General features: G+C 42.7%; 29 protein-coding genes. 8 read left to right on the top strand and 21 right to left on the bottom strand.

Annotated features, from left to right (window positions below):
* Positions 1 to 160: 160 nt before the first annotated feature.
* The 4 genes from O3601_RS06355 to lctO all read right to left on the bottom strand — a co-directional run bounded on the left by O3601_RS06355 (position 161) and on the right by lctO (position 4,498).
* Positions 161 to 2,404, bottom strand: a complete 2,244-nt coding sequence (locus O3601_RS06355; protein WP_371471844.1) for a heavy metal translocating P-type ATPase — start codon at positions 2,402 to 2,404, stop codon at positions 161 to 163.
* Between the two features lie 9 nt (positions 2,405 to 2,413).
* The gene (locus O3601_RS06350; RefSeq protein WP_000935076.1) at positions 2,414 to 2,785 is read right to left on the bottom strand and encodes a cupredoxin domain-containing protein; all 372 of its coding nucleotides are present in this window, start codon (positions 2,783 to 2,785) and stop codon (positions 2,414 to 2,416) included.
* A gap of 10 nt (positions 2,786 to 2,795) precedes the next feature.
* Positions 2,796 to 3,191 carry a CopY/TcrY family copper transport repressor gene (locus O3601_RS06345; RefSeq protein ID WP_371471842.1) on the bottom strand — a complete coding sequence of 132 codons (396 nt, stop codon included), beginning with the start codon at positions 3,189 to 3,191 and terminating at the stop codon, positions 2,796 to 2,798.
* Between the two features lie 170 nt (positions 3,192 to 3,361).
* The gene (gene lctO, locus O3601_RS06340; protein ID WP_000120723.1) at positions 3,362 to 4,498 is read right to left on the bottom strand and encodes an L-lactate oxidase; all 1,137 of its coding nucleotides are present in this window, start codon (positions 4,496 to 4,498) and stop codon (positions 3,362 to 3,364) included.
* A gap of 215 nt (positions 4,499 to 4,713) precedes the next feature.
* Here lctO and O3601_RS06335 point away from each other — a divergent pair, with 215 nt between their 5' ends.
* The 4 genes from O3601_RS06335 to O3601_RS06320 are packed head-to-tail and all read left to right on the top strand — an operon-like array spanning position 4,714 to position 7,668.
* Positions 4,714 to 5,394 carry an amino acid ABC transporter permease gene (locus tag O3601_RS06335; protein WP_173253625.1) on the top strand — a complete coding sequence of 227 codons (681 nt, stop codon included), beginning with the start codon at positions 4,714 to 4,716 and terminating at the stop codon, positions 5,392 to 5,394.
* A complete protein-coding gene (locus tag O3601_RS06330) occupies positions 5,354 to 6,031 on the top strand; it encodes an amino acid ABC transporter permease (protein WP_001154146.1) in 678 nt (225 codons plus the stop codon). The genes O3601_RS06335 and O3601_RS06330 overlap by 41 nt, the downstream gene beginning before the upstream one ends.
* Positions 6,032 to 6,790 carry an amino acid ABC transporter ATP-binding protein gene (locus O3601_RS06325; protein ID WP_261025527.1) on the top strand — a complete coding sequence of 253 codons (759 nt, stop codon included), beginning with the start codon at positions 6,032 to 6,034 and terminating at the stop codon, positions 6,788 to 6,790.
* An 11-nt stretch (positions 6,791 to 6,801) separates the two neighbouring features.
* The gene (locus O3601_RS06320) at positions 6,802 to 7,668 is read left to right on the top strand and encodes a cysteine ABC transporter substrate-binding protein (protein ID WP_371471839.1); all 867 of its coding nucleotides are present in this window, start codon (positions 6,802 to 6,804) and stop codon (positions 7,666 to 7,668) included.
* Positions 7,669 to 7,728: 60 nt separating this feature from the next.
* Here the strand turns inward: O3601_RS06320 and pyrE are convergent, their stop codons facing one another.
* From pyrE to typA, 7 genes are all read right to left on the bottom strand, one after another.
* Positions 7,729 to 8,361 carry an orotate phosphoribosyltransferase gene (gene pyrE, locus O3601_RS06315; protein WP_000170897.1) on the bottom strand — a complete coding sequence of 211 codons (633 nt, stop codon included), beginning with the start codon at positions 8,359 to 8,361 and terminating at the stop codon, positions 7,729 to 7,731.
* 39 nt (positions 8,362 to 8,400) lie between these two features.
* Positions 8,401 to 9,096: an orotidine-5'-phosphate decarboxylase gene (gene pyrF / locus O3601_RS06310; RefSeq protein WP_371471837.1), complete on the bottom strand. Its 696-nt coding sequence runs from the start codon at positions 9,094 to 9,096 to the stop codon at positions 8,401 to 8,403.
* Between the two features lie 232 nt (positions 9,097 to 9,328).
* Complete coding sequence (locus O3601_RS06305) at positions 9,329 to 10,549, bottom strand: cell division protein FtsQ/DivIB (protein WP_371471834.1); 1,221 nt, start codon at positions 10,547 to 10,549, stop codon at positions 9,329 to 9,331.
* Positions 10,550 to 10,558: 9 nt separating this feature from the next.
* Positions 10,559 to 11,617, bottom strand: coding sequence for a UDP-N-acetylglucosamine--N-acetylmuramyl-(pentapeptide) pyrophosphoryl-undecaprenol N-acetylglucosamine transferase (locus O3601_RS06300; protein ID WP_261105552.1), 1,059 nt, complete (start codon positions 11,615 to 11,617; stop codon positions 10,559 to 10,561).
* 1 nt (position 11,618) lies between these two features.
* The gene (gene murD, locus O3601_RS06295; RefSeq protein WP_261105550.1) at positions 11,619 to 12,971 is read right to left on the bottom strand and encodes a UDP-N-acetylmuramoyl-L-alanine--D-glutamate ligase; all 1,353 of its coding nucleotides are present in this window, start codon (positions 12,969 to 12,971) and stop codon (positions 11,619 to 11,621) included.
* A gap of 114 nt (positions 12,972 to 13,085) precedes the next feature.
* Positions 13,086 to 13,340, bottom strand: coding sequence for a DUF3165 family protein (locus O3601_RS06290; protein ID WP_000262673.1), 255 nt, complete (start codon positions 13,338 to 13,340; stop codon positions 13,086 to 13,088).
* 19 nt (positions 13,341 to 13,359) lie between these two features.
* Positions 13,360 to 15,201 (bottom strand): translational GTPase TypA, encoded by a 1,842-nt coding sequence (typA, locus tag O3601_RS06285; protein ID WP_000164111.1) that lies wholly within the window; start codon positions 15,199 to 15,201, stop codon positions 13,360 to 13,362.
* Positions 15,202 to 15,362: 161 nt separating this feature from the next.
* On the opposite strand from typA, the gene O3601_RS06280 reads away from it, so the two are divergent.
* On the top strand, positions 15,363 to 16,088 hold the full coding sequence (locus O3601_RS06280; protein ID WP_371471822.1) for a 16S rRNA pseudouridine(516) synthase: 726 nt from the start codon (positions 15,363 to 15,365) through the stop codon (positions 16,086 to 16,088).
* 25 nt (positions 16,089 to 16,113) lie between these two features.
* Here the strand turns inward: O3601_RS06280 and O3601_RS06275 are convergent, their stop codons facing one another.
* The 3 genes from O3601_RS06275 to O3601_RS06265 all read right to left on the bottom strand — a co-directional run bounded on the left by O3601_RS06275 (position 16,114) and on the right by O3601_RS06265 (position 17,079).
* Positions 16,114 to 16,341 carry a hypothetical protein gene (locus tag O3601_RS06275; RefSeq protein WP_371471820.1) on the bottom strand — a complete coding sequence of 76 codons (228 nt, stop codon included), beginning with the start codon at positions 16,339 to 16,341 and terminating at the stop codon, positions 16,114 to 16,116.
* Between the two features lie 88 nt (positions 16,342 to 16,429).
* A complete protein-coding gene (locus tag O3601_RS06270) occupies positions 16,430 to 16,810 on the bottom strand; it encodes a rhodanese-like domain-containing protein (protein ID WP_371471817.1) in 381 nt (126 codons plus the stop codon).
* The gene (locus O3601_RS06265; protein ID WP_004261684.1) at positions 16,810 to 17,079 is read right to left on the bottom strand and encodes a YqgQ family protein; all 270 of its coding nucleotides are present in this window, start codon (positions 17,077 to 17,079) and stop codon (positions 16,810 to 16,812) included. The genes O3601_RS06270 and O3601_RS06265 overlap by 1 nt, the downstream gene beginning before the upstream one ends.
* Positions 17,080 to 17,142: 63 nt before the next feature.
* Here O3601_RS06265 and O3601_RS06260 point away from each other — a divergent pair, with 63 nt between their 5' ends.
* Entirely contained in the window at positions 17,143 to 18,051 is a 909-nt protein-coding gene (locus O3601_RS06260; RefSeq protein WP_001222582.1) for a LysR family transcriptional regulator, read from the top strand.
* Between the two features lie 53 nt (positions 18,052 to 18,104).
* Here O3601_RS06260 and O3601_RS06255 read toward each other — a convergent pair whose 3' ends face one another.
* Genes O3601_RS06255 through miaA form a run of 5 tightly spaced genes read right to left on the bottom strand, consistent with a single transcriptional unit; the run spans position 18,105 to position 22,556 of the window.
* Entirely contained in the window at positions 18,105 to 18,860 is a 756-nt protein-coding gene (locus tag O3601_RS06255) for an SDR family NAD(P)-dependent oxidoreductase (RefSeq protein WP_371471814.1), read from the bottom strand.
* Positions 18,861 to 18,880: 20 nt separating this feature from the next.
* Complete coding sequence (gene rnz, locus O3601_RS06250) at positions 18,881 to 19,810, bottom strand: ribonuclease Z (protein ID WP_371471811.1); 930 nt, start codon at positions 19,808 to 19,810, stop codon at positions 18,881 to 18,883.
* 14 nt (positions 19,811 to 19,824) lie between these two features.
* Complete coding sequence (locus O3601_RS06245; protein WP_265529379.1) at positions 19,825 to 20,448, bottom strand: cystathionine beta-lyase; 624 nt, start codon at positions 20,446 to 20,448, stop codon at positions 19,825 to 19,827.
* A complete protein-coding gene (hflX, locus tag O3601_RS06240) occupies positions 20,441 to 21,679 on the bottom strand; it encodes a GTPase HflX (protein ID WP_265529381.1) in 1,239 nt (412 codons plus the stop codon). Before hflX ends, O3601_RS06245 begins: the two co-directional genes overlap by 8 nt.
* Positions 21,672 to 22,556 carry a tRNA (adenosine(37)-N6)-dimethylallyltransferase MiaA gene (miaA, locus tag O3601_RS06235; protein WP_265529383.1) on the bottom strand — a complete coding sequence of 295 codons (885 nt, stop codon included), beginning with the start codon at positions 22,554 to 22,556 and terminating at the stop codon, positions 21,672 to 21,674. Before miaA ends, hflX begins: the two co-directional genes overlap by 8 nt.
* 120 nt (positions 22,557 to 22,676) lie before the next feature.
* On the opposite strand from miaA, the gene O3601_RS06230 reads away from it, so the two are divergent.
* Both O3601_RS06230 and O3601_RS06225 read left to right on the top strand, forming a co-directional pair.
* Entirely contained in the window at positions 22,677 to 22,847 is a 171-nt protein-coding gene (locus O3601_RS06230) for a DUF3042 family protein (RefSeq protein WP_001051780.1), read from the top strand.
* Between the two features lie 60 nt (positions 22,848 to 22,907).
* On the top strand, positions 22,908 to 23,066 hold the full coding sequence (locus O3601_RS06225; protein ID WP_371471783.1) for a hypothetical protein: 159 nt from the start codon (positions 22,908 to 22,910) through the stop codon (positions 23,064 to 23,066).
* On the opposite strand, the gene O3601_RS06220 is transcribed toward O3601_RS06225, so the two are convergent.
* Both O3601_RS06220 and O3601_RS06215 read right to left on the bottom strand, forming a co-directional pair.
* Entirely contained in the window at positions 23,063 to 23,902 is an 840-nt protein-coding gene (locus O3601_RS06220) for a thymidylate synthase (protein WP_371471780.1), read from the bottom strand. The genes O3601_RS06225 and O3601_RS06220 overlap by 4 nt on opposite strands.
* A 96-nt stretch (positions 23,903 to 23,998) precedes the next feature.
* On the bottom strand, positions 23,999 to 24,958 hold the full coding sequence (locus O3601_RS06215) for an ROK family glucokinase (RefSeq protein WP_371471778.1): 960 nt from the start codon (positions 24,956 to 24,958) through the stop codon (positions 23,999 to 24,001).

The following is a 24,958-nucleotide window of genomic DNA, read 5'->3' as shown; positions in this document are numbered from 1 at the left end:
AAAACGTTTTTAGTTTCTGTTTTATAATACTCAATGAAAATCAAAGAGCAAACTAGGAAACTAGCCGCAGGTTGCTCAAAGAACAGCTTTGAGGTTGCAGATAAAGATGACGTGGTTTGAAGAAATTTTCGAAGAGTATAAAAAGCGAGCAAGCCCGCTTTTAATCTATTTTACTAAAGTTTAGTAAGAGTGAACTAGTCAGAACGGATACAGAACTAAAGGCCATGGCTAGGCCTGCCAGTTCTGGATTGAGGGCCAGTCCAACACCAGAAAAGACTCCTGCTGCAATCGGAATTCCGGCGACATTGTAGATAAAGGCCCAGAAAAGATTGAGCAGAATTCGATTAAAGGTTTTCTTACTCATGTCGAATGCACGCACCACGCCTAGGAGGTTATTGGTTGTCAACACCAAATCTGCTGACTCGATAGCGATATCTGTTCCAGCTCCCATAGCAATTCCAACATCTGCTACACTGAGGGCAGGAGCGTCATTGATACCGTCCCCAACAAAGGCTACTTTGCCAGCCGCTTGTAGTTTATGGATTTCATGGGCTTTTTCTTCTGGCAAGACACCTGCAATGACCTCTTCGATTCCAATCTGATCGGCAATGGCACGCGCCACACCTGCATTGTCTCCTGTCAGCATGACTGTTTTAAGACCTCGTTTTTTCAACTGACTGATGGCAAGCTTAGCATTTTCCTTAGGAATATCTTGCAGAGCAAGCAAGCCTTTGATTTCATTGTCCACAGCCAAGAAAACAACTGTCTTAGCTTCTTTTTCCAGTTGTTCTAGTTTATCTTGATAATTGTTAGAAATGTTCATACCATCTAGCATTTTAGCATTTCCAAGCAAAACTTGTTTTCCATTGATTTGCCCTGAGACACCTTTTCCGTGCAAGGCTTGGAAATTTTCAACAGTGTGAAGCTCAAGTCCAGCTTCACTCGCTCGTTTCACAACGGCTTCAGCCAGTGGGTGTTGAGAAGCTTCTTCCAAGGAAGCTGCCAATCCAAGCACTTCTACTTCGTCGCCGATGATATCTGTTACCACAGGTTTCCCTTCCGTCAAAGTCCCGGTCTTATCAAAGACAATCGTTTGAACTTTCTGGATTTCCTGTAGAACCGTTCCATTTTTGAGGAGAACTCCCATCTTGGCACTGCGACCTGTCCCCACCATAAGGGCTGTCGGTGTTGCAAGTCCCAATGCACAAGGGCAGGCAATAATCAGAACTGCTACTCCATAGAGAAGAGAAGACACAAAGCTCGCCCCAAGCACAACTACACTATCTCTGAGCAAGACGAACCAAACCCAAAAGGTCACAATCCCTAAAATGACAACTGCTGGGACAAAAATCCCTGAAATTTTATCCGTCAAGTCCTGAATCGGCGCACGACTTGTCTGAGCTTTCTTCACAAAATCCACAATCTGAGCCAAAACAGTTTCTGAACCAACTTTTTCTGCTCTAAAAACAAGTGTTCCACTATTATTGATGGTTGAACCAATGACAGTATCTCCAACTGTCTTGTCCACAGGCAGACTCTCACCTGTCACCATAGACTCATCAATACTAGAGATACCTTCTACTACGACACCATCAACCGCAATCTTTTCACCGGGACGCACTCGAATCAGGTCACCTACCTTGACTTGCTCCAAAGGGACTTGAACATAGTTATCCTCACGCAAGACTTCTGCAGTTTTAGCCTGCAAGTCAAGTAATTTCTCCACAGCTTGGGAAGTATTTTTCCGCATTTTCTCCTCAAAAACGGCTCCCATAAGAACGAAGAAGAAGATAAATGCAGCACTTTCAAAGTAAACGGGGAGGCCATCGAAGAGGGCAACTAAGCTATAGAAATAGGCCACTAGGGTTCCCAGAGCAACCAAGGTATCCATGTTGGCATTGTGCTTTTTAAAACTAGCCCAAGCACTTTGGATATAAGGACCACCTGCTACTAGCATAATCGGTGTTGTGGCTAAAAAGGTTCCCCAACGCATAACTTGGTGACTAATTCCTCCTGTCGACATCCCAATCATGAGAATCACAAGAGGCACAGTAAAGATACTAGTAATCCAAAAACGCTGTAAAAGTGATAGAGATTTTCGAGTCTTCTCAACTACGGTATAACTCCCCTTTTGCATCTTCATGCCACAAGAAAATTCATGTTGACCTAATTCTTGAGGTGTAAAACGAATGACTTTCTCCTCATCTACGCCGATTGGTTCCAAGATGCCTTCTTCTTCAAACAGAATTTCCTTGTAACAGTTTGAAGGAGTTGCTCGATGAAAGGTAATCTCAGCTGGAATCCCTTTTTGAAGCTGTATATGAGCTGGATGGTAGCCTTTGTCTGCCGTGATACGGATTTTTTGAACACCATTTTCAAGACTTGCTTTTACAATTTCAGTCATATTATTCTCCTATTCTACAATCATCTTGCCGTGCATCATATTCATGCCACAAGAGAAACCATACTCTCCAGCCTGCTCAGGTGTAATTTCCACTACATACTCTTCACCCATTGGCAGGTCCGCATGTACACCAAAATCTGGAAAAACAATTTGGTCCAAACATGGTGAAGGATCCTTGCGGTCAAAGACAATGCGGGCTGGCACTGATTTCTTGAGGATAATCAACTCAGGCGTATAGCCCCCCATGACCTCCACTCGAATCTCTTGGTAGCCTTTTTTTTGCTGGGCCTTTTGTCCAGATTTTTCAGGCTTTTTGAAAAACCAAAACAAGATAAACGCGATAAGGGCAATACACACAATGGTTACAATACTATTTAACATGACGTCTCCTTTACATACAATTACATTTTACTTCTGTCACAGCGCTTGATTTCTTCTTAGAAATCACAGCTTCTAAGTCTTCCAAGTCAGCCAGAGTAAAATCACATTCATCAATCAAATCAGCCAACAAATTCTTAATCCTACGGGAACAAACCTTGTCTTTGATATCTTGGACAAGTAAATCCCGACTTTGGTCTAGAGTTAAAAGGGCTGAATAAACAAAGGACTTGCCTTCTTTTTTTCGAGTCAGACACTCTTTCTCAACCAAACGAGCCAAAAGAGTTTGAATCGTGGACTTGGACCAGTCAAACCGCTCCGCCAGAACCCTGATCAAATCCGTACTGGTCTGTTCCCCTTGCATCCAAATAATCTTCATGACCTGCCATTCTGCATCTGAAATCTGCATTAGTACACCTCCAAAATCTACATTTGTCGATTACAGTTATTAGTATACTTCAAAAATCTACATTTGTCAACTATAAAAATCGAATCTTTTTCTTTTTTTAAAATCTTCATTTCAAAAGTGTTTAAAACACAAACAAAAACCTCCACATTCAGTGGAGGCAATCTCTTTTATCAATACAATTTTAAGTCACGTGGGTCAACTGGGAAGGTTGGGTTGTAAGGATTATGACGGAGTTTGAAGTGTTTGACATCTTCAATAGTCTGAGTTCCAGATAACTGCATGACTGTCTTCAATTCTGCATTCAAGTGTTCAAAGACTTGGCGTACACCGACACTACCACCAAGGGCCAAGCCATAGATAACAGGGCGACCAATAGCTACCAAGTCTGCTCCTGAAGCCAAAGCTTTAAAGACGTGTTGACCACGACGAATACCTGAGTCAAAGACGATTGGCACACGTTTATCAACTGCTTCAGCTACTTCTTGAAGTGAATCAAATGCAGCTGGTCCACCGTCGATTTGACGGCCACCGTGGTTGGTTACCCAGATACCAGAGGCACCTGCAGCAAGCGAACGTTCAACGTCCTCACGGCATTGTGGTCCCTTGACATAAACAGGAAGTCCTGAGTATTCAGCGATAAATTCTACATCACGTGGAGACAAGCGTTGTTTAGCTGATTTGTAAACAAAGTCCATTGATTTACCAGCACCTTCTGGCAGGTATTCTTCAACAATCGGCATGCCAACTGGGAAGACAAAACCATTACGCTTGTCCACCTCACGATTGCCCCCTACAGTAGCATCTGCTGTCAAGACAATCGCTTTGTAGCCTTCAGCCTTCACACGGTCCATGATGTGGCGGTTAATCCCGTCATCTTTACTAAAGTAAAATTGGAACCAATGAGGTGTCCCTTGAAGGGCTTCTGTAATTTCTGGAAGATCGACAGTAGAGTAGGAACTAGTTGTATAGAGGGACCCAAACTCATGCACACCACGCGCAGTCGCCACTTCCCCCTGTTCATTTGCCAATTTATGAGCTGCAACAGGCGCCATAATGATTGGTGAAGACAATTTTTCACCTGCAAATTCAATCTCTGTACTTGGATTTTCTACATTGCAAAGTGTATGAGGAACGATGAGCTTGTGGTTAAAGGCACGAATATTCTCACGCAAAGTGAAAGTATCTTCCGCCCCACTAGCGATATAGCCAAATGCTGCTTTAGGGATAACTTGTTGCGCCATTGGCTCCAAATCATAGGTATTGATGAAATCTACATGACCTTCTGCATTGCTTGTTTTGTATGACATAAAATGCCCTCCTTAATAAGTAAGCGTTTACTTTGTATATTACAAAAATATCTTAACTCTTTTTTCAAAACTTTTCAAATATTTTGTTTGGAAATTTCAGAAATTTTATGTCTATGATAAAAAATCCTTATAACGGCAATAAAAAATAGATATTATCCAAAGGAGATTTTAAGTGCTACAATAACTGTATTATTTCTAGATAGGAGGTTCTATTTTTGGATTGGTCCATTGTTGAACAATATCTACCACTATATCAAAAGGCATTCTTTCTAACCTTGCATATTGCAGTTTGGGGTATTCTGGGATCCTTTCTGCTCGGCTTAATCGTTAGTATCATCCGGCATTACCGCATCCCTGTTTTGGCGCAAGTAGCGACAGCCTATATTGAATTGTCACGCAATACGCCCCTTTTGATTCAACTCTTCTTTCTCTACTTCGGACTTCCCCGAATCGGGATTGTCCTATCTTCAGAAGTCTGTGCCACTTTAGGACTGGTCTTTTTAGGAGGCTCCTATATGGCAGAATCTTTCCGAAGTGGGCTGGAAGCTGTCAGTCAAACCCAGCAGGAGATTGGCCTAGCCATCGGTCTGACACCTGTACAGGTCTTTCGCTATGTGGTTCTTCCGCAAGCAACAGCGGTGGCCCTACCGTCTTTTAGTGCCAATGTCATTTTCCTCATCAAGGAAACCTCTGTTTTCTCAGCAGTAGCTTTGGCCGACCTCATGTACGTCGCCAAAGACTTGATTGGGCTCTACTATGAAACAGACATCGCGCTTGCTATGTTGGTAGTTGCTTATCTGATCATGCTTCTCCCCATCTCACTGGTCTTTAGCTGGATAGAAAGGAGGCTCCGCCATGCAGGATTCGGGAATCCAAGTACTCTTTCAGGGAAATAATCTCTTGAGAATCTTACAGGGATTGGGCGTTACGATTGGTATATCCATCCTTTCTGTCCTCTTATCCATGATGTTCGGAACAGTCATGGGAATCATCATGACCTCCCATTCTAGAATCATACGATTTTTAACACGATTGTATCTGGAATTTATCCGTATCATGCCCCAGCTGGTGTTGCTCTTCATCGTTTACTTTGGCTTAGCTCGAAACTTTAATATCAATATCTCAGGTGAGACTTCAGCTATTATCGTTTTTACCCTCTGGGGAACAGCTGAAATGGGAGACTTGGTACGTGGAGCCATCACTTCCCTCCCTAAGCATCAGTTTGAAAGTGGACAGGCGCTAGGTTTAACCAATGTTCAACTTTACTACCACATCATCATCCCACAAGTCTTGAGAAGATTACTTCCACAAGCCATCAATCTTGTCACTCGGATGATTAAAACTACTTCCTTGGTCGTTTTGATTGGGGTTGTTGAAGTGACCAAGGTTGGACAACAAATCATCGATAGCAATCGCTTGACCATCCCAACCGCTTCCTTTTGGATTTATGGAACCATTCTAGTCTTGTATTTCGCAGTCTGCTTTCCTATTTCCAAACTATCCACACACCTAGAAAAACATTGGAGGAACTAAATGTCTGAAACTATCTTAGAAATCAAGGAACTAAAAAAATCCTTCGGAGACAATCCCATCCTCCAAGGACTTTCTCTAGAAATCAAAAAAGGGGAAGTTGTCGTCATTCTAGGACCCTCTGGTTGTGGGAAAAGTACCCTCCTTCGTTGTCTCAACGGCTTAGAAAGTATTCAAGGTGGAGATATTCTTCTGGACGGTCAGTCTATCGTTGAAAATAAAAAAGACTTTCACCTAGTTCGCCAAAAGATTGGCATGGTCTTTCAAAGTTATGAACTCTTTCCCCATCTGGATGTCCTACAAAACCTCATCCTAGGTCCTATCAAGGCTCAGGGACGCGACAAGAAGGAAGTAACGGAAGAAGCTCTGCTACTACTGGAGCGTGTTGGTTTGCTAGACAAACAACATAGCTTTGCCCGTCAATTATCTGGTGGACAGAAGCAACGGGTTGCAATTGTTCGTGCCCTCCTCATGCATCCAGAAATCATCCTTTTTGACGAAGTGACTGCTTCGCTGGATCCAGAAATGGTGCGTGAGGTTCTAGAACTTATCAATGATTTAGCTCAAGAAGGTCGCACCATGATTTTAGTAACCCATGAAATGCAGTTTGCCCAAGCTATTGCCGATCGGATTATCTTCCTCGACCAAGGGAAAATCGCTGAAGAAGGAACGGCTCAAGCCTTCTTTACCAATCCGCAAACCAAACGAGCTCAGGAATTTTTAAACGTCTTTGACTTTAGCCAATTTGGCTCATATCTATAAAGGAGATTTTTATGAAACTACTCAAACCACTCTTAACTGTTTTGGCACTTGCCTTTGCCCTCATCTTTGTTACAGCTTGTAGCTCAGGTGGAAATGCTGGTTCATCATCTGGAAAAACCACTGCCAAGGCTCGCACTATCGATGAAATCAAAAAAAGCGGTGAGCTACGAATCGCCGTATTTGGAGACAAGAAACCATTTGGTTATGTTGACAATGACGGTTCTTATCAAGGTTACGACATCGAGTTGGGAAACCAGCTGGCCCAAGACCTAGGTGTCAAGGTTAAATACGTTTCAGTCGATGCTGCCAACCGTGCTGAATACTTGATTTCAAACAAGGTGGATATTACCCTTGCCAACTTTACAGTAACTGACGAACGCAAGAAACAAGTTGATTTTGCCCTTCCATATATGAAAGTTTCTCTGGGTGTCGTATCACCTAAGACTGGTCTCATTACAGACGTCAAACAACTTGAAGGTAAAACCTTGATTGTCACAAAAGGAACGACGGCTGAGACTTATTTTGAAAAAAATCATCCAGAAATCAAACTTCAAAAATACGACCAATACAGCGACTCTTACCAAGCCCTTCTTGACGGACGTGGAGATGCCTTTTCAACTGACAATACGGAAGTCCTAGCTTGGGCGCTTGAAAACAAAGGATTTGAAGTAGGAATTACTTCCCTCGGTAATCCAGATACCATTGCAGCGGCAGTTCAAAAAGGGAACCAAGAATTGCTAGACTTCCTCAATAAAGATATTGAAAAATTAGATAAGGAAAACTTCTTCCACAAGGCCTATGAAAAAACACTCCACCCAACCTACGGTGACGCTGCTAAAGCAGATGACCTAGTTGTTGAAGGTGGAAAAGTCGACTAATACTCATGAAATCACAAAAAGAAATCAGGTAAGCCTAGTGACTACCTGATTTTCTATGTCTTAAGCATTTTGCCAATTTTCTTGGTCTTCTTTAAAGCGTTTTAGAAGATCGAGTCCTTCTGGTGTGATATAGCCTTCTTCTTGGGCTAGATGGATAAGCTCACTATAGTTTGAAAGTGTTACCAATTTCACGCCAGCATCCGCAAAGTTCTTATCTGCTTTTGGCAATTGGTAGCTGAAAATCGCTACTACTCCAAGCACATCTGCTCCTTCGCGTTTAGCGGCTGCTACGGCCTCGAGAACAGAACCACCAGTTGAAATGAGGTCTTCAACCACTACCATTTTTTGACCCTGAGCTACACGGCCTTCAATTTGATTACCAGCTCCATGGTCTTTTGGTTTGCTACGGATGTAGGCAAATGGTAAATTCATCTTATCAGCAATGATGGCTCCGTGAGGAATCCCTGCTGTCGCAGTTCCTGCAATCACTTCTACCTCTGGAAAGGCTTCTTTAATAGCATCCACAAAGCCATTTTCAATTAGGGTACGAGTTTCTGGATAGGCTAGTGTCACACGATTATCAGTGTAAATCGGTGACTTGATACCAGATGCCCAAGTGAAAGGCTCCTCTGGTTTGAGGTATACGGCTTGAATTTTCAAGAGGTGGCTAGCGATATCTTTAGCAAGTGTCATGGTCTTCTCCTTTTGTTTTTCTAATCTATTTCTTTAATTCTAGTCTTGGTTCCATTCATCCTTGATAGCATGATAAGCTACAACAGGATCCTCAGCTTGGGTAATGGGACGTCCCACTACGATATAGTCACTGCCGATTTGATAGGCATCAGCAGGTGTCATCACGCGTTTTTGATCTCCAACTGCAGCTCCTGCTGGACGAATACCCGGTGTCAGACAGATAAACTCTGGACTGGTAGCCTGCTTGATGACTTGTACTTCCTGAGCCGAGCAAACGACACCATCCAAGCCAGCTTCAGCTGTCTTCTTAGCATAATGAATGACAGACTCCTGCAGGCTGGTTTGGATATTTTGAAAATCCTGCATCTGAGCTTCCGATGTTGAGGTCAGCTGAGTGACAGCGATCAATTTGGCTTGGTTTCCAAGGCCTTCACGCGCAGCCTTCATCATCTCTACCCCCCCAGCCGCATGAACATTGGTCATATCCACACCAAGCTGAGACAAGACCTTCATTGCTGACTTGACTGTATTGGGAATGTCATGAAGTTTGAGATCCAAAAAGACACTGTGCCCCAGGCCTTTCAAGTAAGACACAATCTCAGGCCCCGTTGCATAATAAAGCTCCATCCCTACCTTAAGATAAAGGCTTTCTTCTGCTGGAAAAAGAGCTAAGAATTCCTTGACCGCCTCAAAACTAGGAAAATCAAGAGCAATAACTGGACGATGTTCTCGCATAGGTTTCTCCTTTTACCTTTGCTAGTGAGAGAGTCTGGGCAACAGAAGCCACGAAAAAAGGAACCTGCCAACAGCAAGGTTCCACGAAAAATGGGTAGTCTCCACCCTTTCACCGTCTAACCTTAGCTGCCTCTCTGGACTGCTTTAAAGGTTTTTTACTATTCTATTATTTCTATCAGCACTTGTCAAGTAAAAACATGGTTACTAAAGAACTATAAGAGAAAAGGTAAACCTAGCGACGCGGTGAACGCTGGGTCGTTTGGTTTCGATTGCTCTGTTCCTCTTGTTTTTTCTTTTCTTCTTCTAAACGTTTACGTTCTTCTTCCTGCTTTTTCTCAGCTTCCTTAGCCTCTTGTTTGGCTTTCTCCTCAGCCTCCATAATTAATTTATCCGCCACTGTGTAACTGTAAATTCCAGCTTCCATGTCAATCACACTAGGTTCTGACAATTGAGGCTTAATCTTGCTGTAATAAGGCAGTTTCTTACTCATTTCAGAAAGGGGAACCAAGACTTCGTCCGAATCATTCATGGTCAATCGAATTAAATCGGAAGTTACCTTGCTTGGGGCTAATTCCACCTTTTGGATATCCGCCTTGAGTTCTGGGCTAATTTGAGCAAGTTCTGAGACAAAAACCTTGATTTGTTCACTATCATTAAAGAGAACTGATAAATAAGTTTCTGGCAGACTCACCAAGCTCACAGCACTAGTCTCAAGCTGACCGCTTGAAAGGATTGGATAATGATTTTCACCAGAAACATAGTAGGCCACAATATCGTATTCTTTAACCTTGATAGTAAACTTGGTTGGAAATTGATAGACAAGCTGAGCTGATTCAACCCAATAATTAGACTTGATCCGCTCTTCATATTTTGCCTTGTCTAGCAGAAGGTTAATCGTATAATCCGAATCCTGAATGCCTGAAGCCTGTCGAATATCATCAGCCGTAGTTTGAACCGTTCCCTCAATACGGATATCCTTCATAGTCGCATAAGGACTGAGTAAGTAGGCAGAGACAATCAATAAAAGCAGACTTGGAAATAAAATCGTTAAGGCTCGTAAGATATGGAGGCCAGGAATCTTTGCTTTGGCTGATTTTTCTTTTGTAGCCTTTTTAGCAAGCTTTTTATCCTGTTCCTCGTTCTCTGTAGACTTTGATTTCTCTTTGGATACTTCTTTTTTGACGTCTTCTGACTCTTCTGCTTTTTCTTCCGCATCTTCCTTGGCTGATTCTGAAACTTTTGGCTCAGGCTCACTCTCTTTGTCTTCAGTTTCCTCTGACTTCTCAGATTCTTCTCCCATTCGAGCCTGTCTTTCCTTTTCCTTCTCCTCAGCTAGGGCCGCCTCTTCTTCAGCCTTCTTTTTTAGATATTCTTGGTTTCGTTTCTGCCATTCTGATAACTCTTTAAATTCTTTGAGGATTTCTTTGCCCTCATTTTTCTTATCTTTTGACATTTACTTTCCTTATGATAAATCGTTTTTCAATAGTTGATAAAAATCTGCTAGAGATTTCAATTCCTTAGAAGCCTTCATCTTAGCTTGATAGTCTTCCTTGTGGCTTAGTAAGTGAGAAAGTTTCTCTTCCAAACTATCCAAGGTCAAATCGCTTTCTTGAAGCTCTTCTGCATAGCCTTTCTTAACAAAGTAAGCCGCATTTTCAATCTGGTCACCACGACTAGCTTCACGACCAAGTGGCACAATAACATGTAATTTTGCCATGGCCAAGAGCTCAAAAATCGTATTGGCACCACCTCGTGTCACAACAATATCAGCCAATTCCATCAAGGGTTGATAGAGATTGGTCACATAGTCAACACGAAAGAGATTTTGGCTCAACTCGTTCAGGCTAGAATCTCCAGTTAGATTGATAATATTGTAACGCTCTGTCAGTTCTTGCTTATGGTCTGTCACCAATTGGTTAAAGACACGAGCACCTGCAGAACCACCGACAAACAATACAGTTGGCAATTTAGGATTAAAGTGGGTTTGGATATCCACCAATTCATCTGGTTCTGGAGTTTTTTGGTCTGAAACCTTGGTCACTGCTCCCACATGCTCAACCTTAGCCAAACTTGAAGCTTGCTCAAAGGTTGAATACATCTTCGTCGCAAATTTATAGGCAATTTTATTGGCCAAGCCCATAGATAGGTCAGATTCGTGAATAAAGACAGGCACTCTTGACACACGCGCAGCGATAACAGGCGGTACTGAGACAAAGCCCCCCTTTGAAAAAAGAGCCTGTGGACGAATTCGTAACATGATAAAGAACGATTGGACAATTCCCCAGCCAACTTTAAATACATCCAGCATATTTTGCCAAGAGAAATAACGACGCAATTTCCCAGTCGCAATGGAATGAAAGGTGACATCCAAGCCTGACTTGAGGATTTCTTGGTGTTCAATACCACGCTTGTCCCCGATATAGTGGACTTCCCAGCCATCTTCGATGAATTTGGGCATTAACAAAAGATTGAGGGTAACGTGTCCAACCGTCCCCCCACCTGTAAAGACAATTTTTTTCATATTATTCCTTTAACTCCGCTACTGTGTCGATAAAGAGGTCGCCACGTACTTCAAAGTTAGCATACATATCCCAGCTGGCATTGGCAGGACTGAGAAGAACCACATCTCCTTGAGTCGCAAACTCATAGGCCTTGCGGGTCGCATCTGCAATATCAGTCGCATCCACATAAGCCACACCAGCCTTGTCTGCTGCCCGTTTGACACGTTCTGCAGACTGACCGAGGATGACCATCTTCTTAAGTCCAGTAATGTCTGGCACCAATTCATCAAACTCATTACCACGGTCCAAACCACCTGCAATCAAGATGACCTTGCTGTTGTCAAATCCTGACAAGGCTTTTTGAGTAGCCAAGATATTGGTTGACTTGCTATCATTATAGAACTTGACACCCTTGATTTCATCCACAAATTGGAGACGGTGTTTCACCCCACCAAAGGCTGAAAGAGTTTCCTTGATGGTTTGATTGTCCACGCCACGGAGCTTGGCTACTGCAATAGTCGCAAGGGCATTTTCCACATTGTGGCTACCTGGAACTCCGATTTCACTAGCTGCCATGACCACTTCACCACGGAAGTAGAGTTGACCATCTTCCAGATAAGCTCCATCAACCTTTTCAAGTGTTGAAAATGGAACAACAGTTGCTTGTGTTTTGCTAGCCAATTCTTTTGCCAAGTCTTGGTTAAAGTTCAAGACAAGAAAATCATCCGCTGTCATCTTGTTTTGAATATTCCACTTAGCTGCCACATATTCCTCAAATGAGCCATGGTAATCGATATGAGTTGGCATGAGGTTGGTAATAACCGCAATCTCAGGATGGAATTCTTGAACACCCATGAGTTGGAAAGAAGAAAGTTCCATAACAAGAGTGTCCTTGTCTGTCGCTGTTTGAGCAACCTGGCTGGCAGGATAGCCGATATTGCCTGATAAGAGACCATGTTGGCCAGCAGTAGTCAAAACGTCCCCAATCATCGTCGTTGTGGTTGTTTTACCATTTGAACCTGTGATACCGATAATTGGCGCTTCTGAAATCAAATAAGCCAATTCCACCTCAGTCAAAACTGGGATACCTTTAGCCAAAGCCTTTTCAATCATGGGATTGCTGTAGGGGATACCTGGATTTTTCACCATAAGGGCAAACTCTTCATCCAAGAGTTCCAAAGGATGACCGCCTGTGATGACCTTGATCCCTTCTTCCAGCAAACTTTGCGCTGCTGGATTGTCCTCGAAAGGCTTCCCATCATTTACTGTCACAATGGCACCTAGCTTGTCCAACAAACGAGCTGCAGATTCACCAGACTTGGCCAAACCTAAAACAAGGACTTTCTTATTTTTAAATTGATCTATTACTTTCATGTCTCGAACTCCATTTCTACTCTTACTATTTTACCATTTTTATGGAAATAATTCTAAACGAAAATGCTCAGATTCAGCATTCTAACAAGCAAAAAGAGAGCCAAAACTCTCTTTTTATCTTCTTTTACTTTTACTGACCGACATGAGGGTAATATCTCGCAAGCTAAAGTATGCTAGGAAGAGCATCGCGATTGCAATAAAGAATTCTGTGGGTAGCTGAAAGATTTGCAGAACTGACAACATGAGCAAAATCAAGAGTGCTACAAAAGCAAAGACGACAAGGACGATATTGACAGTCCCTTTAATGCTTTCTGGTGTCGCAAATACATAGAGTAGTAATAAGAGGAGTCCTATGATTAAATAAACCATTTTTATCTCTTTCTAGCTCTTATTCAGCTGATTTTTTCTTCTTGTTAGCTTTCTCACGCTCTGCCTTGTTAAGGATTTGTTTACGCAAACGGATAGACTCAGGAGTTACTTCCATGTACTCATCGTCGTTCAAGAACTCAAGAGACTCTTCAAGTGTCAAGATACGAGGAGTCTTGATAACAGCCGTTTGGTCCTTAGTAGCTGAACGGACGTTGGTCATTTGTTTAGCCTTAGTGATGTTAACTGTCAAGTCGTTTTCACGAGAGTTTTCACCGATAATCATTCCTTCGTAAACCTCAGTACCTGGGTTGACAAAGATCGTACCACGTTCTTCGATAGACATGATTGAGTAAGTTGTAGCCTTACCAGCATCGATAGAAACAAGGGCACCACGGTGACGACCACCAATTTCCCCTGGAATCAATGGCAAGTATTGGTCAAAGGTATGGTTCATGATACCGTAACCACGAGTCATTGACAAGAACTCAGTTGAGTATCCAATCAAACCACGCGCTGGAACAAGGAAGACCAAACGAGTTTGACCATTACCAGTTGAAATCATATCCAACATTTCACCCTTACGTTCAGAAAGGCTTTGGATAACAGAACCTTGGTATTCTTCTGGAGTGTCGATTTGAACACGTTCAAATGGCTCACATTTGACACCATCGATTTCTTTTACGATAACTTCTGGACGAGATACTTGAAGTTCATATCCCTCACGACGCATTGTTTCGATAAGGATTGACAAGTGCAATTCTCCACGTCCTGAAACAGTCCATTTATCTGGTGAATCAGTTGGGTCAACACGAAGGGAAACGTCTGTTTGCAATTCTGCCTGCAAGCGTTCTTCCACCTTACGAGAAGTCACCCATTTACCTTCTTTACCAGCAAATGGTGAGTTGTTAACCAAGAAAGTCATTTGAAGAGTTGGCTCATCGATGTGTAGGATTGGAAGAGCTTCAACTGCGTCTGTCGGAGTAATAGTTTCACCGACAAAGATATCTTCCATACCTGAAACGGCAATCAAGTCACCTGCTTTTGCTTCTTGGATTTCACGACGTTCCAAACCAAAGAAACCAAAGAGTTTTGTAACACGGAAGTTTTTAGTTGTGCCATCAAGTTTAGAAAGGGTAACTTGGTCCCCAACTTTAACTGTACCACGGAAGACACGACCGATACCAATACGTCCAACGAAGTCATTGTAGTCCAAAAGTGATACTTGGAACTGCAAAGGCTCATCTGAGTTATCTACTGGAGCTGGGATATGGTCGATAATTGTGTCAAAGATTGGTGCCATAGTAGCTTCTTGGTCAGCTGGATCATCTGATAATGAAGAAGTTCCGTTGATCGCTGAAGCATAGACCACTGGGAAGTCAAGCTGGTCGTCATCTGCACCAAGTTCGATGAAAAGCTCCAAGACTTCGTCCACTACTTCTGCTGGACGAGCTGATGGTTTATCGATTTTGTTAACAACCACGATTGGGACAAGATCTTGTTCCAAGGCTTTTTTCAATACGAAACGAGTCTGTGGCATTGTTCCTTCGTAGGCATCTACGACCAAGACAACACCGTCAACCATTTTCATGATACGCTCAACTTCTCCACCGAAGTCCGCGTGTCCTGGTGTGTCCATGATGTTGATACGAGTTCCGTTGTAGGCAACAGCTGTATTTTTAGCAAGGATGGTAATTCCACGCTCTTTCTCGATATCGTTTGAGTCCATAGCACGCTCAGCCAATTCAGTACGTGCATCAAGCGTTTCTGATTGTTTCAATAATTCGTCAACGAGGGTTGTTTTCCCGTGGTCAACGTGGGCGATAATCGCAATGTTACGGATATCTTCTCTTAATTTTGTCATGATTTCCTCTATAATATTCAAAATTTATTTTCTAACTGAACGATTATACCATAATTTCAAGTAAATAACATAATTCAAGCAAGTGTAAATGTTTTCACTCCGCTTTTCTTTTCACATCAAGCCTTTTCAAAGCAAGCGACTTATGATAGGATAGGCACAGTATGCGTTTAGATAATTTATTAGCCCAAGAAAAAGTTAGCCGAAAGGCCATGAAACAAGCCTTACTTAAAGGAGAAATTCTAGTCGATGGTTGCCCAGCCCGCTTCCTAGCTCAAAATATCGATACAGGACTACAAGAACTTCTTTTTCAGGACCGTATCATTCAAGGTTACGAGCACACCTACCTTATGCTTCATAAGCCTACTGGTGTCGTTACAGCCAATAAAGATAAGGAACTCCCTACCGTCATGGACCTCCTTCCACCTGACATCCAGTCTGACAAGCTCTATGCCGTCGGCCGACTGGACCGAGATACGACTGGCTTCCTCCTCCTGACCGATAACGGTCCCTTGGGATTTCAACTCCTTCATCCCCAATATCATGTCGATAAGACTTATCATGTTGAGGTTAATGGACTTCTAACACCTGACCATGTCCAAGCCTTTCAAAAGGGAATTGTCTTTTTAGATGGTACTGTCTGTAAACCTGCAAGACTAGAGATTCTTTCTGCAAGTCCTTCCCTCAGTCAAGCCTCTATCACCATTTCAGAAGGGAAATTTCACCAGGTTAAGAAAATGTTCCTCTCGGTTGGTGTCAAGGTTGTCTCTCTCAAACGAGTTCAGTTCGGTGACTTTACATTAGACCCAGAACTAGCAGAAGGTCAATACCGTCCCTTGAACCAAGAGGAATTGAAAATTATTAAAAACTACTTAGAGAAAAGTGGATAAAAGAAAAAAGCTTTTTGTTTATTGCTTATCTAAAAAATACTGCGACGGCTACAATCCAGTTAAGTACAGAAACCACAAGTCCTAAGATGTTGAGAATTTTTTCTGTTTTATAGTCTAGTCCAGATTCTTTTTGGTATGAAAAAGCCAAGACCAATCCTATGATCCCCAAAATCAGGCCTACAATTGGAAATAACAAACCAAGAATAATCGACAAGATACCCACAAAAAGTGGATTTTTCTTCTTTTCTTTCATGTTCTAAGAACTCCTTAAATTTTATACAAATTAATTATACTATAAAACAATAGCTTCATTCTATCATTCGACTAATTTGGAAATAAGGTTAGCTAGTCTTCACTTTTCCATTCCAAGAATCCAATCCATAAGAAAGGATATAAATCTCAGAGAAACCTTGCTTTTTCAAGTAAAGGGCCGCATTTGTGACACGTTGCGCACGTTGGTTTTCGTAAAGAAGGACAGGTTTCTCCTTACGAAGGGCTGCAAGACTAGTCTTCAACTGACTTGAAGGAATATTGCGTGCACCAAGGATATGTTTTCTGTGGAATTCAGCTGGGTCGCGCAAATCAATCAATTGACCCGTACGAATCAAGGCTTCAAACTCCTCATTGTCTACGATTTTAGCCGCACGACGAATACGGAGATAGTTAAAGCCCATCCACGCCAACATTGCTAGTATAAGTGCCCACAAAATCCAAGTAACCATTAGTTCATTTCTCCATTTTTCTCAATATAATCCAATTCTACCTTGTGCTCTCTGCGAAGAACTGCTTCTGCCTCTAGATAGTCTAATTTGTCCATCAACCCTGCATCGTAAATTCGAGAGAGTTCCAACTTCATCAGTTCAATATCATATAAGCGTTTTCCCATATAAACAATAATACCAAATCGTTTGAGGAATTGCTGCACATCATAGAATGTTTTCATAAGACTCATTCTAGCAAAATTTTGTGTTTTTTTCAAGAAGAGACTCACACAATGCTCCTGATTTTCCTATCTTCTTTGGCGATTCTGACGCAAGTGTGGTACAATAAAAACATGAGAATTCAACAATTACATTATATTATCAAAATCGTCGAAACTGGCTCCATGAATGAGGCAGCCAAGCAACTCTTTATCACCCAGCCGAGTCTTTCCAATGCTGTGAGAGATTTGGAAAATGAAATGGGTATTGAGATCTTTATCCGCAATCCCAAGGGAATCACCTTGACCCGTGATGGGATGGAGTTTCTCTCTTATGCACGTCAGGTTGTCGAGCAAACTCAGCTTCTGGAGGAACGCTATAAAAATCCTGTTGCCCACCGCGAACTCTTTAGCGTTTCGTCTCAACACTATGCCTTTGTGGTCAATGCCTTTGTATCGCTACTCAAGAAAAGTGATATGGAGAAATACGAGCTCTTCCTTCGTGAAACTCGTACTTGGGAGATTATCGACGACGTCAAGAACTTCCGTAGTGAGGTCGGTGTCCTATTTTTTAACAGCTACAACCGTGATGTTTTAACCAAAATGCTGGATGACAACCACCTCCTGGCTCACCATCTCTTTACAGCCCAACCGCATATCTTTGTCAGCAAGACCAATCCTCTAGCTAAGAAAGACAAGGTGAAACTATCTGATTTGGAAAACTTCCCTTATCTGAGTTATGACCAAGGGACGCACAACTCCTTCTACTTCTCTGAAGAGATTCTCTCGCAGGAATACCACAAAAAATCCATCGTGGTCAGTGACCGTGCCACCCTCTTTAATCTCTTGATTGGTTTGGATGGTTATACCATTGCGACAGGGATTTTGAACAGCAACCTTAACGGAGACAATATCGTTTCTATCCCACTGGACATTGATGACCCAATCGAGCTGGTCTATATCCAGCATGAAAAAACCAGCCTGTCTAAGATGGGCGAACGCTTTATCGACTATCTACTAGAAGAAGTTCAGTTTGATAGTTGAGAAATGATAAGAACCAATATGTAGGCTAGCAATAACCTGCACATTGGTTCTTTTTATTTATAATTAAAGATTCCCCCTGCCAACTTATCAGCTAGCTTGGGAAAGAGAGTATAAAACTTATGGGCTAGGTTCAACAAAACTGGGAGATTGAGTTCGCGTTTGTTTTTACCTATAATCTTAACAATTTTTTTAGCCACTGCATCTGGTTCCAGCAGGAAGCGGTCAACCGATTTGAGATAGGTTCCATCTGGATCGGCCTGGTCAAAAAATCCTGTACGGATTGGTCCTGGATTGACTGTTGTCACATATACTCCATAGGGCATAAGTTCGAGGCGTAAGGCATTTGAAAAACCAATAGCCGCAAATTTGGTAGCTGAGTAAAGACTGGACTTAGCAGTCGCTATCAAACCTGCCATACTGACGATATTGATGATATGACCTTTTCGGCTTTCCTTCATACGAGTCGCAAGGTGTCGAGATAGATTCATCAGGGCAAAAGTATTGACCTCGAACATCTGGTGAATATATTGGTCAGAAATCTGGTCAAATTCCTCCAAAATACCGTAACCAGCGTTGTTAATCAAGACATCAATCTTGCCATAGCGGAGATAGAGGTCTGCTACCAGAGTTTCTAAGGCTGAGTCATCGGTAATATCGATTTCCATCAATTCTGCATGGGGATGGTTTCCATAGAGTTGAGCTAATTTTTCCTTATTTCTACCAAGCAAGATGAGTTGGTCATTTGGCAGGAGTTTGACCATTTCTTGGGCTAGGCCACCGCTAGCTCCGGTAATGAGAATAGTAGGCATACTTATCCTTTCTCAATCTTTTAGATTTCCACTTCTTCCAAGTCTTTGACCACATGGACATTTTCAAAAACACTAGCAGCGTCTTTTTTGAGCTTGCTGATATCTTTTGAGAGAAAACGAGCACTGATATGGTTGAGCAAGAGGCGTTTGGCACCTGCTTCTACTGCGACCTCCGCCGCCTGCATGTTGGTTGAGTGACCATGGTTACGAGCAATTTTTTCATCGCCCTTTCCATAAGTCGATTCATGGACCAGGACATCAGCATTGATAGCTAGACGCACACTGGCATTGGTTTTGCGGGTGTCACCCAGAATAGTGATAATTTTACCTGGACGTGGAGCTGAGATATAGTCTGCTGCCTTGATTTCAGTTCCGTCTTCCAAAACAACGTCCTGACCGTTTTTAATTTTTCCAAAAAGTGGGCCAAATGGGACACCTGCCGCCTTGAGTTTTTCAGCATCTAGCGTTCCTTCCAAGTCCTTTTGAATGACACGATAGCCAACACAGAAAATAGTATGATCCAACTCCTCTGCATACACCGTGAATTTATCGGTCTCAAGGATTTTTCCTAAAGAATCTTGGTCAAACTCATGAAAATGAATACGGTAAGGCAGGCGCGAACCTGACACACGAAGGCTGGTTAAGACAAATGACTTGATTCCTTGAGGTCCATAAATTTCCAAATCTGTCTGCTCTTCATTGGCTTGAAAGGCACGGCTAGAAAGGAAACCAGGCAAGCCAAAAATGTGGTCTCCATGCAGATGGGTGATAAAGATTTTGCTGACCTTACGTGGTCGAATCGTGGTTTCAAGAATGCGATTTTGCGTACCTTCTCCACAGTCAAAGAGCCAGACTTCGTTAATCTCGTCCAAGAGTTTCAGGGCGAGACTGGAGACATTGCGGGCTTTAGAGGGCTGACCTGCCCCCGTTCCTAAAAATTGAATATCCATTCGATACTTTCTAATTAATCAATATATAACATGGCTGTGCGGTTTTCCGATCGGAAATAGCGCTTGCCAGAAAAAGCAGTAGCTTCTTGTAATAACTCCTCTTGGCTGTAACCTTTAAGACGCTTGCGACCATCAGCCAAGCTTTCCAAATCAGTCAGAGCTGTGAGACTCTCCACGCTAACAACTTCCTCGTCCCCGACAGCCTTCATGTAAATCCTTCCAGACTCCTCAAAGACTAGCTGATGAGGGAAAATTTGTGCAATTTCAAAGAGCAAGTCATCCGAGATTACCTCTTTATTTTCAGAGAAAATCCGACCGAGTCCCTCACTTTCATAGCAAAAACCAAAGGATTTACCAGACAGATTAAGCCGAACAAAAGGCTTATTTTCTATGGTGAAACTTGGTTCAACATTGTAAAGATTCAGTTCCTGACTGAGTTCCGCAAAATAATCCGTCGCAGCCTCAGGACTCTTTTTCTGGTAGAGTTCTGCAAAGTAAGCATTGACCACGCTAGGCGGAGGAGTGATCAGTGCCAACTGCTCTTGATTTGTTTTACCAGCTAGAAGTTGATCTAAGTAAACCTTATCTAGGCTTGTATAACCTCCATACTTTAGAGCCATCGTTTTAATATCAGTCATAAAATTCTTCTAACCTCCATTTGTTTTTCTCAGAAATGTAGCCTGTAATCACTTCGCCGTCTTCCTGATAATCACGTTCTTCAAGAATCGCAACACTTTCTAAATCATGAATCTTGTAAGATTTTGAAAAAGGCACGCGCAGGGTAAAAGATTCAAAAATATCCTTGATTTTCTCTAAAAATAGTGCCTGCAAATTCTCACGACTATCCTCAGACTTGGCAGAAATGAGGGCATAAGGCGTTAGGGTAGGCGTGAAATCCTCCACCAAATCCGCTTTATTATAAAGTGTCAGACGAGGAATATCTTCCATATCCAAGTCTTTTATGATGGACAGGACTGTTTTTTCATGCTCCTCGTGGTAAGGATTGCTGGCATCAATGACATGAACCAGAAGGTCCACATGCTTGCTTTCTTCTAAGGTTGACTTAAAACTGGACACCAACTCTGTCGGCAAATCTTGGATAAAGCCAACGGTATCTGTCAAAGTTACTTGGAGATTCCCCCCCAGATGGATACTCTTAGTCGTCGCGTCCAGAGTCGCAAAGAGCTCGTCAGCCTCATACTGGGTCTTACTGGTCAAGGTGTTCATGATAGTTGATTTCCCAGCATTGGTATAACCAATCAAACCAATCTTAAAGGTGCTGGACTCCAGACGTTTTTCTCTGACAGTCGCCCGATTTTTCTCAATCACCTTGAGCTGACGCTCGATATCTGTGATTTGGTTGCGAACGCTACGACGGTTCAGCTCCAGCTGGCTTTCACCAGGTCCACGGGAACCAATTCCCCCTGCCTGACGGCTGAGCATAATTCCCTGACCAACCAAGCGGGGCAAGAGATATTTGAGCTGGGCTAGGTGGACTTGGAGTTTCCCTTCATGGCTTCGAGCCCGCATGGCAAAGATATCCAAAATCAACTGCATACGGTCAATGACCTTAACACCCAGAACTTCCTCTAGATTGACATTTTGCCGTGGAGTTAAACGGTTGTTGACGATGACAGTGGTGATTTCTTCTGCATCGACCATGAGCGCAATTTCTTCTAACTTTCCAGAGCCAACAAAGGTCTTGGAATCATATTTTTCACGTTTTTGTCTGTAACTATCGACTACGACGGCACCAGCTGTCTTGGCTAGACTGGCCAATTCTTCCATAGAGAGGTCAAAATTGTCCATGCCCTGCAATTCCACACCAATCAACAAGACGCGTTCCTCTTTTTTCTCCGTTTCAATCATCTAAAAACTCCTCTATCTGGCTTAAAATGCGGTCTTGCACACCAGCTTCTCCAATCTGATAAAAGGTGATCTGCATGCGATTACGGAACCAGGTCAACTGACGCTTGGCAAAACGACGGGTAGCCTGTTTGAGACTCTCACTGGCTTCTTCCAAGGTTTGCTCTCCACGGAAATAGGGAAAGAGTTCCTTGTAGCCAATTCCTTTAGCAGCCTGCACATCAGGGTAATGATCAAAGAGCCACTTGGCCTCATCCAAAAGCCCAGCCTCAAACATCAGATCTACTCGGCGATTGATACGCTCATAAAGCTGACTGCGCTCATCGTTCAAGCAGATAATCAGCGGTTCATACAAGGTCTCTTGATTTTCCAAATCCTGACCAAAATGGGCAATTTCCAAGGCACGCATAGCACGACGACGATTAAACTGAGGAATTTCAAGGCCTGCTTGCGCCACAAGATGAGCTAATTCCTCATCTGAATATGGCTCCAAACTAGCTCGATAGTCCAAAATCTCCTCATGGGGAGTCTCCCCACCCAGGTGATAACCTTCTAGCAAGCTCTGGATATAAAGTCCAGTACCACCAGCAATAATAGCTAGCTTGCCACGACTGTGAATGTCCTCAATAGCCATCTTAGCTTCTGAAACAAAATCAAAAGCCGAGTAAGACTCGGTTACCTCTCTAACATCAATTAAATGATGAGGAACAGCTGCCTGCTCTTCTGGACTAGCCTTGGCCGTCCCAATATCAAGTCCTCGATAGACTTGCTGGCTATCTCCACTAACCACTTCGCCATTAAAACGCTTGGCCACTTCAATGGCAAGGGCTGTTTTTCCAACAGCAGTCGGTCCAACAATCACAATTATTTTTGTTTTCATCTTTTTTCCTTGAAAAATTCCCATTTTTTCGTTACTATTATTATAACACAAAAAGGTCAGTCAGAAAAATGTGACCTCTTGAGGAGGCTGGCTGATTGAGAATATAAAGGAGGAAGACTCATGGCTAAAGGATTCGCTAAAGGTCTTGTAACAGGTGTCGCAGGAACTGTCGCTGCGGTTGCAGGTGCAGTATACGCATTCAAAAAGAAAGTGATTGAACCAGAAGAGCAAAAAGCAGCTTTCATCGAAGAAAATCGTAAAAAAGCAGCTCGCCGCCGTGTATCACGTTAAGAAACAAAAGAAGTTGGGATTCATTATCTCAACTTCTTTTTTTCTATTTTTTTATACTCAATGAAAATCAAAGAGCAAACTAGGAAGCTAGCCGCAGGTTGCTCAAAGCACTGCTTTGAGGTTGTGGATAGAACTGACGAAGTCAGCTCAAAACATGGTTTTGAGGTTGTTGATGAAGCGACGCTGACGTGGTTTGAAGAGATTTTCGAAGAGTATTAAATAGCCAGGTCAAACTTTAACTGTGGTTTGACAGGGTCATAATCCACCAACTCAAAATCTTCTGCTTTGATATCAAAGAAATTAGTCTTATCTGGCACATTTAAAACCAAATGTGGTTGACAGTTTGACGGCTCACGGCGGAGCAATTCCTGAGCTTGTTCAAATTGATTGTCATAGATATGGAGGTTGTTGATAAAGTAGAAGAACTTTCCAACCTTCCAGCCGAAATGCTTGGCAATCATCATTTGAAGAGCTACGTACTGCATAGCATTGATGTGGTGGGCCACCAGCATGTCATTCGAACGCTGAGTCAAGGTTGCATCCAAATAGATTTCCCCATCTACACGGCGGACATCAAACATGGTCTGAAAGGCGCACGGGAGCAGCCCTTCTGTTTCTTCGAAAGCTTGATAATCCCAGAGAGAGATAATATTGCGACGGTTCCAAGGGTTGGCTTCCAACTGTTTGAGAATCTTATTGATGATGTCGTGTTTCTTAACAACTGCCCCATAGCGCTCACCTATGGTTCCTGTATCCCCCACTTCCCAGTCATTCCAGTAGTGGACATTGTACTTATCATTAAGCACTTCTAGGCTATTAGACTGGTCTTGGTAGATCCAGAGAACTTCTTTGATAGCTGATTTGATGGCGATAGGACGCAAGGTTGTGATGGGGAATTCGCCCTTTGCCAAGTCATACTCGGCAAAGGCACCAGTTACATACTTGGAGTTAGCAACAGTCCCATCCTTATACTTAGGACGTGCTTGCTCTGAAAAGACACCGTCTTTGAGGATTCGTTCAATATTTTCTTTAAAAATAGTATCTGCTTTTGTCATTTACTCTCACCTCATTTATTTCCTAACTAGTATAGCATAAAAAAAGAAAGGAGGAAAATCACTCGCTTATGGAAAGCAATTTTCTCCTTTTTTATTTTATTGCAATACAAGTGATGCTGCTCCAATAACTCCAGCGTCATTTCCTAGAGTTGCAAGAGCCAATTTTGTTGATGTGCGCACTTGTGGGAAGGTATTTTCATCGTAGACTTTTTGAACACCTTGTAGAAGGAATTCTCCCGCAGCTGACACACCACCACCGATAACGATTGTTGATGGATTAAGGATTGAACCGATGTTGGCACATGCAATACCCAAGTAACGTGAGAAGTTGCGGTAAACGATTAAAGCAAGGTCGTCTCCTTCTTTTGCCAAGTCAAAGACAGTTTTAGCTGTTACTTCTTCACCGTCGTCGATCAAACGTTTCAATTCTGCATCGCCTTCGTATTCATCTGCGTAACGACGAGTCAAGTTGACAATACCTGTTGCTGAAGCCACTGTCTCAAGACAGCCTTTCTTACCGCAAGTACATGCGATTGGTTGGTCAAAGTCAACAGTGATGTGACCAAGTTCACCTGCTGCACCAGCAACACCGTGAAGCAATTTGCCTTCAGCGACGATACCGCCACCAACACCTGTGCCGAGTGTCATAAAGACAACATCTGGTTGGTTATCACCAGCACCCATCCAACGTTCACCAAGAGCAGCTACGTTGGCATCATTATCGATAAAAAATGGAATGCCCAAGGCTTTTTCAATCTTTTCTTTAATTGGTTGAAGGGTTTTCCAGTTGAGGTTGTAGGCCCCGATAACAGTTCCTTTTTCACGGTCAACCACACCTGGTGATCCCATTCCAATACCTTGGAAGTCCGCTGCTGCCAATCCAAGCAAGTCCAAACGATGTTGAATAGACTCAATCATATCATCTACGATATGACTTCCCTCATCCAAAATGTTGGTCTTGATAGACCATTTTTCTTGGATTTCTCCTGCTGTTGTCAAGATTGCAAATTTGATAGAAGTTCCACCAAGGTCAATCCCAATAATCTTTTGACTCAT

The organism is Streptococcus sp. 20925_1_69 (assembly GCF_041432365.1).
Taxonomy (GTDB): Bacteria; Bacillota; Bacilli; order Lactobacillales; family Streptococcaceae; genus Streptococcus.
The sequence above is the reverse complement of the archived record's forward strand: the minus strand, read 5'-3'. Positions and strand labels throughout refer to the sequence as shown.

Bases quoted from the DNA above. Each gene is read 5' to 3' on its own strand.
- O3601_RS06355 (WP_371471844.1), bottom strand. From the start codon at position 2,404: ATGACTGAAATTGTAAAAGCAAGTCTTGAAAATGGTGTTCAAAAAATC.
- O3601_RS06350 (WP_000935076.1), bottom strand. From the start codon at position 2,785: ATGTTAAATAGTATTGTAACCATTGTGTGTATTGCCCTTATCGCGTTT.
- O3601_RS06345 (WP_371471842.1), bottom strand. From the start codon at position 3,191: ATGCAGATTTCAGATGCAGAATGGCAGGTCATGAAGATTATTTGGATG.
- lctO (WP_000120723.1), bottom strand. From the start codon at position 4,498: ATGTCATACAAAACAAGCAATGCAGAAGGTCATGTAGATTTCATCAAT.
- O3601_RS06330 (WP_001154146.1), top strand. From the start codon at position 5,354: ATGCAGGATTCGGGAATCCAAGTACTCTTTCAGGGAAATAATCTCTTG.
- O3601_RS06325 (WP_261025527.1), top strand. From the start codon at position 6,032: ATGTCTGAAACTATCTTAGAAATCAAGGAACTAAAAAAATCCTTCGGA.
- O3601_RS06320 (WP_371471839.1), top strand. From the start codon at position 6,802: ATGAAACTACTCAAACCACTCTTAACTGTTTTGGCACTTGCCTTTGCC.
- pyrE (WP_000170897.1), bottom strand. From the start codon at position 8,361: ATGACACTTGCTAAAGATATCGCTAGCCACCTCTTGAAAATTCAAGCC.
- pyrF (WP_371471837.1), bottom strand. From the start codon at position 9,096: ATGCGAGAACATCGTCCAGTTATTGCTCTTGATTTTCCTAGTTTTGAG.
- O3601_RS06305 (WP_371471834.1), bottom strand. From the start codon at position 10,549: ATGTCAAAAGATAAGAAAAATGAGGGCAAAGAAATCCTCAAAGAATTT.
- O3601_RS06300 (WP_261105552.1), bottom strand. From the start codon at position 11,617: ATGAAAAAAATTGTCTTTACAGGTGGGGGGACGGTTGGACACGTTACC.
- murD (WP_261105550.1), bottom strand. From the start codon at position 12,971: ATGAAAGTAATAGATCAATTTAAAAATAAGAAAGTCCTTGTTTTAGGT.
- O3601_RS06290 (WP_000262673.1), bottom strand. From the start codon at position 13,340: ATGGTTTATTTAATCATAGGACTCCTCTTATTACTACTCTATGTATTT.
- typA (WP_000164111.1), bottom strand. From the start codon at position 15,201: ATGACAAAATTAAGAGAAGATATCCGTAACATTGCGATTATCGCCCAC.
- O3601_RS06280 (WP_371471822.1), top strand. From the start codon at position 15,363: ATGCGTTTAGATAATTTATTAGCCCAAGAAAAAGTTAGCCGAAAGGCC.
- O3601_RS06275 (WP_371471820.1), bottom strand. From the start codon at position 16,341: ATGAAAGAAAAGAAGAAAAATCCACTTTTTGTGGGTATCTTGTCGATT.
- O3601_RS06270 (WP_371471817.1), bottom strand. From the start codon at position 16,810: ATGGTTACTTGGATTTTGTGGGCACTTATACTAGCAATGTTGGCGTGG.
- O3601_RS06260 (WP_001222582.1), top strand. From the start codon at position 17,143: ATGAGAATTCAACAATTACATTATATTATCAAAATCGTCGAAACTGGC.
- O3601_RS06255 (WP_371471814.1), bottom strand. From the start codon at position 18,860: ATGCCTACTATTCTCATTACCGGAGCTAGCGGTGGCCTAGCCCAAGAA.
- rnz (WP_371471811.1), bottom strand. From the start codon at position 19,810: ATGGATATTCAATTTTTAGGAACGGGGGCAGGTCAGCCCTCTAAAGCC.
- O3601_RS06245 (WP_265529379.1), bottom strand. From the start codon at position 20,448: ATGACTGATATTAAAACGATGGCTCTAAAGTATGGAGGTTATACAAGC.
- hflX (WP_265529381.1), bottom strand. From the start codon at position 21,679: ATGATTGAAACGGAGAAAAAAGAGGAACGCGTCTTGTTGATTGGTGTG.
- miaA (WP_265529383.1), bottom strand. From the start codon at position 22,556: ATGAAAACAAAAATAATTGTGATTGTTGGACCGACTGCTGTTGGAAAA.
- O3601_RS06230 (WP_001051780.1), top strand. From the start codon at position 22,677: ATGGCTAAAGGATTCGCTAAAGGTCTTGTAACAGGTGTCGCAGGAACT.
- O3601_RS06225 (WP_371471783.1), top strand. From the start codon at position 22,908: ATGAAAATCAAAGAGCAAACTAGGAAGCTAGCCGCAGGTTGCTCAAAG.
- O3601_RS06220 (WP_371471780.1), bottom strand. From the start codon at position 23,902: ATGACAAAAGCAGATACTATTTTTAAAGAAAATATTGAACGAATCCTC.
- O3601_RS06215 (WP_371471778.1), bottom strand. From the start codon at position 24,958: ATGAGTCAAAAGATTATTGGGATTGACCTTGGTGGAACTTCTATCAAA.